We start from the raw sequence: 13777 nt of genomic DNA on the forward strand, positions 1-13777 counted from the left end.
AATTGTGGGAAAGTCTGCCGGCTTTAGAATTGTTCATTCGGGTCCGGCGCCAGGATTTCCCGCTGTCCCTTATGGTTTGGTGCACTGATCACACCCTGATCCTCCATTTCCTCGATCAGGGTTGCAGCTTTATTGTAGCCAATCTTCAAGCGGCGCTGGATATAACTGGTGCTTGCCCGGCGGTCACGAATGACAATATCCACCGCTTTATCGTAAAGGCTAGCCCCTTCATCCACACCAGAAGGCCCCGGAATAAAGTCGCTGTCAAAACCTTCAGGGGGTTCTTCGGTTACAGACGATACATAATCCGGCTCAGCCTGTTTCCGCAGATGAGTTGTAATCTCTTCCACTTCTTCATCTGAAACAAATGCACCGTGCACACGTACCGTACGGCCACCGCCCGACATAAAGAGCATATCCCCTTTACCCAGCAATTGCTCTGCACCCTGTTCGCCCAGAATGGTCCGGCTATCAATTTTCGACGTCACCTGAAATGCAATACGGGTCGGGAAGTTTGCCTTGATCGTACCCGTGATAACGTCAACGGACGGACGCTGGGTCGCCATAATAAGGTGAATACCTGCCGCCCGCGCCATCTGTGCCAATCGCTGTACCGTTGCTTCCACATCCTTACCGGCCACAAGCATAAGGTCTGCCATTTCGTCGATAATAACGACAATGTAGGGCAGCGGCTGGAAGTCAAAGACCTTTTCTTCCATAATCGGATCGCCGGTTTCACGGTCAAAGCCTGTCTGGATTTCACGGGTTATCAATTCGTTATTGGCCCGTGCTTCCCGAACGCGTTTGTTAAATGCAGCCAGATTACGCACGCCAAGGTCGGTCATATTTCTGTACCGGTCTTCCATTTCGCGCACGGCCCATTTCAAAGCAACCACAGCCTTCTTTGCATCAATCACGACCGGGGTCAGCAAATGCGGAATATCGTTATACACACTCAGTTCCAGCATTTTCGGATCAATCATGATGAAACGCAGTGTCTCCGGGCTATGCCTGTAAACGAGCGATTCAATCATGGTGTTAATACCAACCGACTTACCGGACCCTGTTGTACCCGCAACAAGCAAGTGCGGCATACCGGCCAGATCAGCAATCACCGGCGCACCGCCGATATCCTTACCCAGCGCCAGTGGCAGTTGCGCTTTTGACTGCTCATATTCTCTGGAGGCAAGCAGTTCACGCAGGAAAACCGTCTCGCGCTTTTCATTCGGCAGCTCAATACCAATCGCATTGCGCCCCGGCACCACCGCCACACGCGCGGAAATCGCACTCATGGACCGGGCAATATCATCTGCCAGACCAATCACCCGGCTACTTTTAGTGCCGCGGGACGGCTCCAGCTCATAAAGGGTGACAACCGGCCCCGGCCTGACATCTCTGATGTCGCCCTTCACACCAAAGTCGTCCAGCACACCTTCAAGCATACGGGCATTTTGTTCCAAGAGCTCTTCGCTTAGACGATCCAGTTTTTCTGGCGGAATAGGCGGTGTCAACAGATCAAGCGGCGGCAGGCGAAATCCGTTAATTTCCCCCAGATCAAGGGTTGTCTGCGCCTCAACCGCTTCGCGTTTGCCGCGCGACGGCTTGACTTTCGCCCGGACGCGCTTCTCTTTTACTTCTGCGACCTTCTCAGGTGCAGCGCCAAAAACCGGCTCCCGTCTTACGGGCGCGTCGTCTTCATAGTCTTCTTCATCGTCATAGTCGTCATAAACCGCCGTATGACGCTTCCGACCGGATACGATCCCTACCAAAAAGCGCAGTGTCGCCACAAGACCTGTCCACAATGCAAGGAAAAACCGCTTAATACTATCCAGAACAAACAGCGTAGCTGCGGTCAATGCAGCACTAATGGCGGCCCATTCTTCCCGGTTCAGGGCGAAACTGACCGCATAGGCAGGTAACCCGAGGAAAAGGAACAATCCGGTGTAAACACCGTACGGCACCACGATCGCAGCAAACAATCCGTTGATATAACCATACAATACCTGCCCAAGTGCACCGCCGTAGCCTTCTTGATTATAAAAGGATGGATCAAGTGGAAGGGCACTAAGGGCAATCGCAATCAAAATCAAACTGATCGGAATACAGGCCAGATTAACCCAGAAATACGGCAACCAGCGCAGCCGTGATAATTTATACCCCCAAACAAGTACTGGTAGCGGCAACAAATACGCGGCAAGCGCCAGCGTTTGCATCAACACGTCCGAGACGTTGGCACCAACACTGCCCAGCCAGTTGTTTGTTGTTCCCTCCCGCAGACTATTTACCGAAGGGTCCATCGGGTCATAGGAAACAAGGGCTAAAAGTACCGCAAACGCCATAATAAAAAGGCCAGCGCCCAAAAGGCGCCATGCACTGCTTTTCAAGAATACGACCAGACCCGGCGGCAAAATAGGCGGCTTTACCGATGCTGCTTTACGGGGCGCTGTCTTTTTCCTGGAAGCGGTTGTACGCACTTTGGACGCGGGTTTGCGTGTCTTGGTTTTGGTTCCTGTTGCCATAGTTTACTGTGTTCTCCACATGTTCTTGGCCCACTGTACTGCGACTACTGTGCCAAGTACAAGACTCTGATGCAATTCGTCAAAAATTTATTCCGCAGACAGCTTATGCGACAAATCATCACTGGACTTGGCCTGGGTCACAGCCTACATCTCTGATAGGAGAGAAATATGACCGGAAAAAGCCTGCGTTCAGACGTAACAGTTATTGGTGGTGGCCTTGTTGGTATGGCTACAGCCATTGGTCTTGCTCAGATTGGCCTATCTGTAACCATTATTGACATGGCCCCAAAAGGTGACTTGGTCGCACAAGAATATGACGGCAGATCAAGCGCGCTTGCCTATGCATCCTGTCGTCTTCTGGACGGCCTTGGCATTTGGGACCATATGGAGCCCTATGCCCAGCCAATATTGGAAATCAGGGTGTCGGACGGCCCTTCACTGTTTCATCTGCATTTTGACAATGAAACACTGGGTGATGGCCCTCTTGGCCATATGGTTGAAAACCGGCACACTAGAATTGCCCTGTTCAAACGGCTTGAAGACATTGATACCATCACATATCTGGCGCCTGAGAAAGTTGCCCGTATTGAACGCACGCACGGCGAAGCACGTGTTATAACAGAAAGCGGTATCGAGGTATCCTCTACCCTGCTGCTGGGCTGTGACGGCAGGAACAGTATCGTGCGCAAACATGCAGATATCGGCGTTACCCATTGGGGATACGGTCAGACAGGTATCGTCTGTTCCATCGAACACGAATTCAGCCACTGCGGCATTGCGCATGAACGTTTTCTTCCAAGCGGCCCCTTTGCCATTCTGCCCCTTACTGGAAACAGATCATCCTTGGTGTGGTCTGAAAAAGATCATCTGGTTGAAACGATTATGGCGCTTGGCCCCAAAGCATTTGAAGCTGAAGTGAAAAAACGTGCCGGTGACTTCCTTGGCGACATATCCGTCATTGGTGGCCGCTGGGCGTATCCACTGACCCTGCAGTGTGCAGACAAGTTCCACGATAACCGACTTGCGCTGGTGGGCGATGCAGCCCACGGTATGCACCCAATTGCCGGGCAGGGCCTGAACCTTGGCCTGCGGGATGTCGCTGCCCTGCTGGAGGTTATTGCAGACAGTGCCCGTGTCGGGCTGGACTATGGTGACGAAGGGACCCTGGAACGGTACAGCGCATGGCGGCATACCGACACACTAACACTGCTTAGTGTCACGGATGTGCTGACCCGCCTGTTCTCGAACGATATTGCACCCGTGCGGCACCTGCGGGATGCCGGGCTGGCAACTGTTGACAAAATAACCCCTTTGAAGAATTTCTTTATGTCGCACGCGCGGGGCACAGTAGGTGATTTGCCAAGACTGCTGCGCGGTGAACCCCTCTAGGAAAGGGGCGCAAGAAAGGACTGTAACATGACAGTCGAACAGACGACAAAAACGGGTAACGATACTAGCGCAGGCAAAGCCAGCGCAAACAGCCATGCCCCTAATGCGCCGTCACCGGCAGTTTATTCTGTCACGCTTTATCCCCACCGGTCCATGGCACCGCGATCCTTTATGGTGTTTATGATGATACTGACGGCAATCACGGCACTGGCCAGCGTGCGGTTTATTGTTGTCGGCGCATGGCCTGTCGTACCATTTCTGCTTCTGGATATTTTTTTGATCTGGCTGGCGTTTCGTCTGTGTTACCGCGCCGCACGCCTGACCGAAACAATCCAGCTTTCAGAAAAAGACCTGATTATCAGCCGGACGCAGCCTTCCGGCAAAACGGAAAGCTGGCGGTTAGAGCCGTACTGGGCCAGGGTACAGATAACAACGGACGAAATGCACCATCTAACAGTCTCCAGTCAGGGTACATCTCTAGAAATTGGGGCGTTCCTGATGCCGTATGAACGGATAAGCCTGAAAGAAGATCTGGACACCGCTATATGGCGGTGGAAACACCGCTAATTGGCCCACTTAGTCTACAAGGCAAACAATCTGCACAATCGTCAGGTCTTTACGCAGGCGTATCCCTGTTTCACCGTAGTTTTGGGGGGTGATATCAAAAAGCGTACGACGTAGGGACAGGTCATTTTCTTCAATCACACGGGAACGCGTGAAAACGGACGGGTTTGTTGTATATATTCTGCCGCGCCTCATGGAACTTGCCACCGCTGTGCCAATCACATGCCCTTTGCCGTCCAGAACAGGGCCACCCGACAGCCCGCCGATCGTGCCTGAAAACTCTGGCAGACGTTCCGTCTCCAGCCAAACCGTGACCCGTTCACGGGTGTCATACCGGCCACGGCTGCGCATGGTACTATGGCCAATTACACGGGCAGACAAATCAGCGGGCTTGCCTTGCGGGTAGCCCATCATATAGCCAACGTCACCTTTCATTGACACGGTAGTATCCAGATCAAGGGTTGCTGTATGCAGCGACGGAACCCGCAACGTGGCAAAGTCCACCCCGCGGTAAGATTGCACGTCTTCAGCCTCAAAATACCGGTTCTTGGTTTCGCGCACAAAAACCCGCTGACATCCATCAACCACATGCCGGGCGGTTATTATGCGCCCGGTATCGCTGACCACAAAACCAGTCCCAACGCTGGTTCCTTTTTTCGAATCTACGTCTACATTAATTTCCGGTAACGGGCTGGGACTGCGCACGATACCGCGCGTATCCGGCAACAAGGCCACAGGCGGTAGTCCAGTATTTTCTTTCTGCGGTGCAGAAGGAAGTTGAGGACGTCGTTCACCGCCGCCGCCCTCTGACACAGCATTAATGAGGATCGACCCGATGATAAAAACCGCATAAAAAATAAATTCCAGACGGCGGCGCATCATTTATCCCGAAATAGCCGCTGCGTTTACCGCTGCGGTCGCCAATTTGATGGACACAAGAAAAACAGCCGTTGCGACCTCACCAGCCTCGATGCGGTCTGACACGCCCTTCAGAACCAAATCAACGATGCGAAAGGCAATGATCTGCAGCACAAGTGCTACCACGCCCCAAAAAACAAGATCCCAGAGCGTGATGCTGGCCGCCAGTGAAAAGGCAAGCGGCAGTGCAAGCCCCACAATCGCGCCGCCAAGCGACAAAGCCGCAGCCGTGTTGCCTTCGCGGATCAATGCCATTTCATCATGGCGGGTCATTTTCAGATACACGATCACACCAACAAGCAGGATCAGCAAACTAACCGCAGAGTGTGCCATAAAAACGGGCAGGCCCTTCAATAGCGTCCCAAATGCATCTTCCACAATCGTTCCCCTTCTTTATAAATCGAGCCCAAGTACATCCAGCATTGTATATCGGCCTGCCGGTTTGCCTTGTGCCCACACGGCAGCGCGAACCGCGCCCCCGGCAAATAGTCCCCGGTTTTCCGCCCGGTGGGACAGGGTGATACGCTCGCTATCACTGGCGAAAACTACTTCATGTTCCCCGATTACCGACCCACCCCGCAACGTGGCAAACCCAATTTCCCCACTGGGTCGCGCCCCGATAATACCTTCCCGTGACCGGCATGCGACATCTTCCAGATTTACCTGACGTCCACTCGCCGCCGCCTCACCCAGCATTTCAGCAGTGCCAGACGGTGCATCAACCTTGTTTCGGTGGTGCATTTCCAAAATTTCAATATCCCAGTCATCGCCCAATATGCTGGCTGCTTTTTGCGTCAGTGCGGTCAATAGATTCACACCAAGGGAGAAGTTACCAGCCTGCACGATAACAGTACTGGCTGCCGCGTCATCAAGAGCTGCATGGTCCGCTGCCTTCAAGCCGGTTGTGCCCACTATCAGTGGTTTGCCGGTCTGAGCTGCAATCCCGGCATGATGGGCGGTGCTTCCCGGAGGAGTGAAATCAATGACCACGTCCGATGACCGAAACAAGTCTTCAATGCTACCGCCTAGTGTGACATCCGCAAACGGATACGGCTTCCCGACCATATCATGGGTAGGGCGGTCAGCGGCCCCGCCAATGGTGGCACCTTCTGTTGCGGAAATGGTAGCAGCAATTGCTTGCCCCATCCGGCCCATCGCCCCCAATATTCCTATTTGACAGGTCGTCATGCTTTCTTCTCCTTGCAGCGTGCCTGTTTACCTATCAGGCAAATCCGCAAAAGAAAAGGGCCCACAACACGGAGCCCTTTCCAATTAGATCGTCTGACGCCTGTCAGCCTAGAATTTGGCTTTCAGCTCAATACCCCATGTCCAGGGTTCGTCAATCGAACTGGAAGCAGCCCCCAGTAGATCTTTACCGTCACCCGCGGCTCCGCCCGGATATATGTTGCTGAAGATATTCCGGCCAAAGACAGATAGACCGTACGCGCCGCTTTCATTTTCCCAGCCAATGCGGGCATTGGTGTAGTTTTTAGCACCGCCCGTGTACCACATCACATCGCCGACAACCTGCAATCCACAGGTGCCTTCTACCTGACAGCGGCCATTATCCCGTCTGGCAGAGGAATAACTATGATCAATATGGAACAGAAGGGACCCACTGTTGCCCAGATCGAACCTGTAATCACCCCCGACAGATACACGTTTTGACGGCACACCGGTTGGCTGCCCCTGGAATGGATCAGGATTGTCTGGCTGGTCTTCATCCGTGCCACAGTTACGGGTACAGGTAACATCCTGATACCCGGCATTGGCAAACAGACGCAACCCGTCTACCGGTGCCCACAGAATTTCAACATCAACGCCTTTACCGCTAGCATCCTCGGTCCGGGTTGTGTAGCGCTTCAGTTCACTACCTGGTACATTTTCAAGACGGATAGACTGTTTGTCTTCATACTTATATTTCCAGACAGACAGGTTGAAACGCAGGGTCCGGTCAAACCATTCTGACTTCAAACCCGCTTCGAAGTTCCAGACATCCTCGTTATCGAAATAACTGCCAACTTCCTGTGTGTTATAGCCGCCTGCTTTATACCCAAGCGCATAGGATGCATAGACCATCAGGTCATCACTTACGACATAGTCAACAACCACACGCGGGCTGATATTGGTCCAGGTATCCGAACAGGTGAAGGCCGTTCCTTCAAGCGAATTGCTGCCCAGGTCTGTATAGTTTTCACAGCCAATGTTCCCCGCCCGGATCACCGCTTCCAGATCCGCAAGGTTATAGACAATGTCACCCGTACCGCCGACAAAACTTGGCATAATCTGGCCGGTGAAAATATCAGCCAGATTGCCAACCCCTGGCACATCCAGTTCACTGCGTCCTTCGATGGTTGCAGGACCATTTAGCCAGGTCCAGGACTTCTTATCCTGTGTCCAGCGTATACCGCCTGTCAGGTTAAGTCGGTCAGTTACCTTGTACGTAGCGTCGGCATAAAAGGCGAGGGCCTTAAACTTGCCGCCCTGTCCCATGCTTTCCTGATAAATCCGGCCGCCCATGGTGGTGCCAATCAGATTAGCAAGGTTTTCAAGGCCCAGCCCACCCGTAGGGACACCAAGACAGTCAAGCGGCATATCATAGAAATTATAGAAACCACCCATAGTATCAAGCGCAATCGCCTCGCATGCGTTTATACCGTCAAGTGGGTCAAAGCCGCCCGCAAGAGCGCCACCCGTCGTTGCCCCAAGATTATACAGCATCCGCGCGACAGAGTCGGTAGACAGGTCTACATACGTGGTTTGTTCCGCTTTTTCCCAATAATAAGAACCACCAAGCGTCCATGTCAGGCGGTCCGTCTGACCATTCAAACGCACTTCCTGATAAAAGCTTTGGTTCCGTTCGGTATTGTCCGTTGTGAAATACGCAAACGGATCTGCCGAGCTATCGTTGTCTTCAAGGTTATTGGTTGTAAATTTCTTATAACTGGAAATAGAGGTCAGCGTGGCCCAGTCAAAATCATGGGTAATCGTCAGATTAAGCCCGTCAAGATCACGGCGTTCCTGCCCATTTCCAATATCACTGTCTGTCGGACCAAACGGATCGGCACCGCCAGCGGAGTTGACGTCCTGAAAAAACCGCCACGATGCATTTGGATTAGCCGGAGAATAGCCAAAGGGCGCCAGTGCCGCATAAAATGAAGACAGCGGCAGGAACCCGTTAAGTGCAGACGCCGGTGTATCAGGCGTAAGCGGCAGCCCCAAGGCTGGTGCAAGACCAAGCAGCACCTGGCCCTGTACACTATCCAACAGCGTTTCATCGCCTTTTGTACCAAATTGCCACTGTCCATTACTGACACTCAGCTTGGGTGGCTGCTCGTCCTGATTGGTCCTGTCAAACTCATACGCCAGATTGAAAGACGTTTTTTCCGATGGTTCCCAGCGGAACTGCAGACGGCCAGTATCATTATTCAAACGCCCATATTTTTCACCAGTGAGCGCGTCCGGTTGATATCCGTCACGCTCATTGGTCAAAAGATTGACGCGGAATGCCATTGTGTCCGTCATTGGGAAGTTCAACATCGCATTCAAAAGGCGGTGGTCGAAACGGCCATACCGCAGTTTTACTTCACCTTCAAATTCTTCAATATTTGGCTTCTTGGTAATGACCGAGATCGCACCCGCCGCGGTATTTCTACCAAACAGTGTCCCTTGTGGGCCCTTTAGAACTTCAACCCGTTCAATATCTGCAAATTGAATAATTGCAGCACCTGACCGTGCCGCATAAATACCGTCAACATACACACCCACTGCCGGGTCCGTACCGACACCAAAGTCACTGGTTTCCACACCGCGCACTTCATACCGGGCCTGGGTAACACCGCCGATCTCCAGACCGGGCGTGTAGGCAACGATGTCCCTCAGGTCGTCTGCTGCTACAACATCCAGAAAATCGCCAGAGAAAGCATTCAGCGCGATTGGAACATCCTGCGCGGATTGTTCCCTTTTCTGCGCCGTAACCGTAATTTCTTCCAGTGATAAAGTATTATTTGAATCCTGCGCGGTCACTGGTGCAACCACCATAAGCGACGACAGGCTTACTCCGGCCAGAAGTGACCGGGCTAGTCTAGACGGGACCATACAATTCCCTCCCCATGTTTTTTCGATCAATGGCACAATCCAAACCCCAGAACTGTGCGCTGATAAATCACCCTTTTTTTGCCGGGTATCGGGAGCCAATTACACAGGCTTTTCCGCCGGCAAATCCCACGCTGCAGCAGCCATAAAAGACTATACATCGCTGCAGTACGGTTTATGTTGACGGGTGAAGCCGCTATCGTCAACAATAAATGAATGATATTCATTTTTAGGGCGTGCGTTTTATCTGTTGCGTGACCAAAAGGACATCCATGACGAAAAAACAACTATCAAAACGGACGCCGCGACAAGCACGGGCACTAGCCCGCAGGCAAAAGATACTGGATACAACAGAATCTCTGGCGTCTGCCGTCGATCCGGATGCAATCACCACCACATCCATCGCGCGCGGTGCTGATATCCCGGTAGGGTCGGTGTACCAGTATTTTGAAAACCGGGAAGACATTCTCGGTATCGTGTATAAAAAGTCCTACGATGAGGTCATGGCAACCGTCATGCAGTCGTTTCAGGACATGCCGGATGATATATCCTGGGAAGATGAATTTCATTATATCCTGACAGTTTTCTGGAGCACGGCCAAGGATCACCCCACATTCCGCACCATGACCCGCTGGCACAACAACCATAACACTCTGTGGGCAGCAACACCGGATATCGACAGCGATTTCGGCCTATTGGTACAGGAGGCGATTAAGCGCGCCGGTATCCTTCTTCCTGAAGACAGGCGTATTGCCATCCTGCAAACGACCGTAACTACTATTTCCATGCTGATTGACCAGATATTAGAACAGGACGAGGAAGAAAGCGCCGAACAGTTAGTTCGGGAGCTAAACACACTGATCGTGACCTATATCAGTAATTTGTCGTCGTGAAGGCGCCCCCTCTGAGGTGCTGTTTTGCATCTGAAGTTTTTCTTTGAACGTCATATCTCCAGACACAAAAAAGGGGCCATATGGCCCCTGATTGCATAGGTTTAGTGTTAGGAAACAGTCCTAATCGGTTAAATCATCCCAAAGTTCTTTCACCTTGGTAAAGAACCCTTCAGACCGCGGAGAGACTGAATCGCCGCCTTCTGCCGCAAACTCTTCAAGAATTTCTTTTTGTCGTTTGGACATATTAACCGGTGTTTCCACGGCAGCTTCCAAAATCATGTCGCCAACATACCCACCATTCAGTTCAGGCATACCTTTGCCTTTCAGGCGGAATTGACGGCCTGACTGCGTGCCCGCCGGGATTTTAATCCGCGCCCGAACACCGGCAATGGTCGGCACCTCAATTTGCCCACCAAGTGCAGCCGTTGTCATTGGAATAGGTACCTGGAAGAAAAGGTGCGTTCCGTCCCGTTTGAATATCTGGTGTGGTTTCACGCTGATGAAAATATACAGATCACCGGGCATTGCACCGCGCACACCGGCTTCACCCTTACCGGACAGGCGAATACGTGTGCCATCTTCAACACCTGCCGGAATTTTAACTTCCAGCTTGCGGTTTTTCTTCACACGCCCCGCACCGTTACAGGATTTACACGGTGACTTGATAATCCGTCCAGTAGCCTGACAGGTAGGACACGGACGCTCCACCATGAAAAAGCCCTGCGATGTTCTGACTTTACCGTGTCCGCCACAAGTGTCACAGACCTCAGGCGTGGAACCGGCTTCTGCGCCAGATCCGTCACAGCCGCCACATACTTCAGATGCAGGAACCGTGATAGTCTCTTCCTTGCCCGCAAAGGCGTCTTCCAAAGTGATTTCAAGATTATACTGAAGGTCAGCACCCCGTGCCGCACCGCCGCCACCGCGTCTGCGCTGGCCGCCCCCCATGAAATCTCCAAAAAATTCCTCGAAAACATCCGAGAAATCAAAACCGCCAGCACCACCACCGTGGCCACCACCGCCCATACCACCTTCAAAGGCAGCATGGCCGTACCGATCGTAAGCCGCACGCTTGTTAGCATCCTTCAGGACATCATACGCTTCGTTGGCTTCTTTGAATTTCTGCTCAGCTTCTTTGTCACCCTGATTTCTGTCAGGGTGGTACGCCATGGCTTTTTTTCGGTAGGCTTTTTTCAAGGTTGCTTCATCAGCATCCTTTGAAACCTCCAGAACCTCGTAGTAATCACGCTTTGACACCGAAAACTCCTACTGCTCGATACGCTGATATTAGCCCGATATCCCACCATCCTTCTGAATGGCAACGCCGCCCCCACGAATGGAAGCGGCGAATAGGGTCAGACAATCGACATTGTCGCCTTACTTCTTGTCGTTTTCGTCAACTTCTTCAAAGTCAACATCCACTACATCATCTGCGTCGTCTGCAGCCTTGGCAGCAGCGTCAGCCTGAGCAGCGTCAGAAGCAGAAGCACCTTCCTGACTGGCTTTGTAAATTTCTTCACCAAGCTTCATAGCAGCCTGCGCAAGAGCCTCTGACTTCTGGCGAATTGCGTCTGCATCATCGCCTTCAAGAGCTGTTTTCAGGTCTGCAACTGCATCTTCGACAGCTTTTTTGTCTTCGGCACTAATCTTGTCACCGTGCTCAGCGAGATTCTTCTCAGTCGAATGAACAAGCGCTTCTGCCTGGTTCCTAACTTCGACCATTTCCTTACGCTTGGCATCAGCATCTTTATTTGCCTCAGCATCCTTAACCATCTTCTCGATCTCGTCATCGCTAAGACCACCAGATGCCTGAATGCGGATTTGCTGCTCTTTGCCAGTGCCCTTATCCTTGGCGGACACATTCACAAGACCGTTCGCGTCAATATCAAAGGTTACTTCCACTTGCGGTACACCGCGTGGGGCTGGCGGGATGCCAACCAGATCAAACTGACCAAGTAGCTTGTTATCCACAGCCATTTCACGCTCACCCTGGAAAACCCGGATGGTAACCGCGCTTTGGTTATCTTCTGCGGTAGAGAAAACCTGACTTTTCTTAGTCGGGATTGTTGTATTGCGTTCGATCAGACGTGTGAACACACCGCCCAGCGTTTCAATACCCAGTGACAAAGGCGTCACATCAAGCAGCAGAACGTCTTTCACATCACCCTGCAGAACACCTGCCTGAATAGCCGCACCCATCGCAACCACTTCATCAGGGTTCACACCCTTGTGCGGCTCACGACCAAAGAAATCTTTCACGATTTCCTGGATTTTCGGCATACGCGTCATACCACCTACGAGAATGACATCATCAATCTCGCCAGCGGCCAGACCGGCATCTTTCAGGGCCTTGCGGCATGGCTCAAGTGTGCGCTGAACCAAATCATCAACCAGGCTTTCAAGCTTGGACCGTGTCAGCTTCAGCTGCAGGTGCTTTGGACCAGATGCGTCAGCTGTGATGAACGGCAGGTTGATCTCTGTCTGCTGAGAAGAAGACAGCTCAATCTTCGCTTTTTCTGCTGCTTCTTTCAGACGCTGCAGTGCCATTTTATCATTACGCAGATCAATGCTTTGCTCTTTTTTGAATTCGTCCGCCAGATAATCAACAAGACGCATATCAAAGTCTTCACCACCAAGGAATGTATCACCGTTTGTGGATTTCACTTCAAAGACACCGTCACCGATTTCCAGAACAGAAACGTCAAACGTACCACCACCAAGGTCAAACACTGCAATAGTGTGGCCGTCTTCTTTTTCCAGGCCGTAGGAAAGCGCCGCCGCTGTTGGCTCGTTGATGATCCGCAGAACTTCAAGGCCCGCAATCTTACCGGCATCTTTTGTTGCCTGACGCTGTGCATCATTGAAGTATGCAGGGACTGTGATAACAGCCTGATCAACAGTTTCGCCCAGATAATCTTCTGCTGTTTCCTTCATTTTCTGAAGGATCATTGCGGAAATCTGGCTTGGAGAATATTTCTCGCCTTTGGCTTCTACCCACGCATCGCCACTGTCTGACTTGACGATATTGTAAGGAACCATTTCCAGATCTTTTTGTGTTGTCGGGTCATCAAATGTCCGGCCGATCAAACGCTTGATCGCAAAAAGCGTATCAGTCGGGTTCGTTACAGCCTGACGCTTTGCAGCCTGACCAACAAGACGCTCGTCATCGGTGAAACCAACCATGGAAGGGGTCGTACGGCCACCTTCTGAGTTTTCGATAACTTTTGGCTTGGAGCCATCCATGATAGATACACAAGAGTTTGTTGTACCTAAGTCAATACCAATTACTTTACCCATATTATCCTATTCCCTTGTTTAGCCGATCGGTCTGGCCCTAGTGGCGCCTTTGACCAACCTCCTGGGGTTTACAAAATTTTCCTGATGCTTGTTAAAACCACT

General features: G+C 51.9%; 10 protein-coding genes. 3 read left to right on the top strand and 7 right to left on the bottom strand.

Features of this window, described 5'->3' with window-relative positions:
- Window positions 1-23: 23 nt before the first annotated feature.
- Window positions 24-2519 carry an FtsK/SpoIIIE family DNA translocase gene (locus IE181_RS03470; protein WP_191250149.1) on the bottom strand — a complete coding sequence of 832 codons (2496 nt, stop codon included), beginning with the start codon at window positions 2517-2519 and terminating at the stop codon, window positions 24-26.
- Between the two features lie 168 nt (window positions 2520-2687).
- Here IE181_RS03470 and IE181_RS03475 point away from each other — a divergent pair, with 168 nt between their 5' ends.
- A complete protein-coding gene (locus IE181_RS03475) occupies window positions 2688-3908 on the top strand; it encodes a UbiH/UbiF/VisC/COQ6 family ubiquinone biosynthesis hydroxylase (RefSeq protein ID WP_191250150.1) in 1221 nt (406 codons plus the stop codon).
- A gap of 27 nt (window positions 3909-3935) precedes the next feature.
- A complete protein-coding gene (locus IE181_RS03480) occupies window positions 3936-4475 on the top strand; it encodes a DUF2244 domain-containing protein (protein ID WP_191250151.1) in 540 nt (179 codons plus the stop codon).
- A 9-nt stretch (window positions 4476-4484) separates the two neighbouring features.
- On the opposite strand, the gene IE181_RS03485 is transcribed toward IE181_RS03480, so the two are convergent.
- The 4 genes from IE181_RS03485 to IE181_RS03500 all read right to left on the bottom strand — a co-directional run bounded on the left by IE181_RS03485 (window position 4485) and on the right by IE181_RS03500 (window position 9488).
- On the bottom strand, window positions 4485-5354 hold the full coding sequence (locus tag IE181_RS03485) for a S1 family peptidase (RefSeq protein WP_191250152.1): 870 nt from the start codon (window positions 5352-5354) through the stop codon (window positions 4485-4487).
- A complete protein-coding gene (locus IE181_RS03490; RefSeq protein ID WP_229819128.1) occupies window positions 5355-5768 on the bottom strand; it encodes a DUF350 domain-containing protein in 414 nt (137 codons plus the stop codon).
- 15 nt (window positions 5769-5783) lie between these two features.
- The gene (gene dapB / locus IE181_RS03495) at window positions 5784-6578 is read right to left on the bottom strand and encodes a 4-hydroxy-tetrahydrodipicolinate reductase (RefSeq protein WP_191250153.1); all 795 of its coding nucleotides are present in this window, start codon (window positions 6576-6578) and stop codon (window positions 5784-5786) included.
- Between the two features lie 108 nt (window positions 6579-6686).
- Entirely contained in the window at window positions 6687-9488 is a 2802-nt protein-coding gene (locus tag IE181_RS03500; protein WP_191250154.1) for a TonB-dependent receptor, read from the bottom strand.
- A gap of 269 nt (window positions 9489-9757) precedes the next feature.
- Between IE181_RS03500 and IE181_RS03505 the strand changes: the two genes are divergently transcribed.
- Window positions 9758-10378, top strand: coding sequence for a TetR/AcrR family transcriptional regulator (locus IE181_RS03505; RefSeq protein ID WP_191250155.1), 621 nt, complete (start codon window positions 9758-9760; stop codon window positions 10376-10378).
- Between the two features lie 120 nt (window positions 10379-10498).
- Here IE181_RS03505 and dnaJ read toward each other — a convergent pair whose 3' ends face one another.
- Both dnaJ and dnaK read right to left on the bottom strand, forming a co-directional pair.
- On the bottom strand, window positions 10499-11635 hold the full coding sequence (gene dnaJ / locus IE181_RS03510; protein ID WP_191250156.1) for a molecular chaperone DnaJ: 1137 nt from the start codon (window positions 11633-11635) through the stop codon (window positions 10499-10501).
- A gap of 120 nt (window positions 11636-11755) precedes the next feature.
- A complete protein-coding gene (dnaK, locus tag IE181_RS03515; RefSeq protein ID WP_191250157.1) occupies window positions 11756-13675 on the bottom strand; it encodes a molecular chaperone DnaK in 1920 nt (639 codons plus the stop codon).
- Window positions 13676-13777 lie beyond the last annotated feature (102 nt).

The organism is Kordiimonas sediminis, assembly GCF_014656395.1.
In the GTDB taxonomy this organism is placed as follows: Bacteria; Pseudomonadota; Alphaproteobacteria; order Sphingomonadales; family Kordiimonadaceae; genus Kordiimonas_A; species Kordiimonas_A sediminis.

Excerpts from the sequence above, each read along its gene's own strand:
- dapB (WP_191250153.1), bottom strand. The coding sequence starts at position 6,578 with ATGACGACCTGTCAAATAGGAATATTGGGGGCGATGGGCCGGATGGGG.
- IE181_RS03500 (WP_191250154.1), bottom strand. The coding sequence starts at position 9,488 with ATGGTCCCGTCTAGACTAGCCCGGTCACTTCTGGCCGGAGTAAGCCTG.
- IE181_RS03480 (WP_191250151.1), top strand. The coding sequence starts at position 3,936 with ATGACAGTCGAACAGACGACAAAAACGGGTAACGATACTAGCGCAGGC.
- dnaK (WP_191250157.1), bottom strand. The coding sequence starts at position 13,675 with ATGGGTAAAGTAATTGGTATTGACTTAGGTACAACAAACTCTTGTGTA.
- IE181_RS03475 (WP_191250150.1), top strand. The coding sequence starts at position 2,688 with ATGACCGGAAAAAGCCTGCGTTCAGACGTAACAGTTATTGGTGGTGGC.
- IE181_RS03470 (WP_191250149.1), bottom strand. The coding sequence starts at position 2,519 with ATGGCAACAGGAACCAAAACCAAGACACGCAAACCCGCGTCCAAAGTG.
- IE181_RS03485 (WP_191250152.1), bottom strand. The coding sequence starts at position 5,354 with ATGATGCGCCGCCGTCTGGAATTTATTTTTTATGCGGTTTTTATCATC.
- IE181_RS03505 (WP_191250155.1), top strand. The coding sequence starts at position 9,758 with ATGACGAAAAAACAACTATCAAAACGGACGCCGCGACAAGCACGGGCA.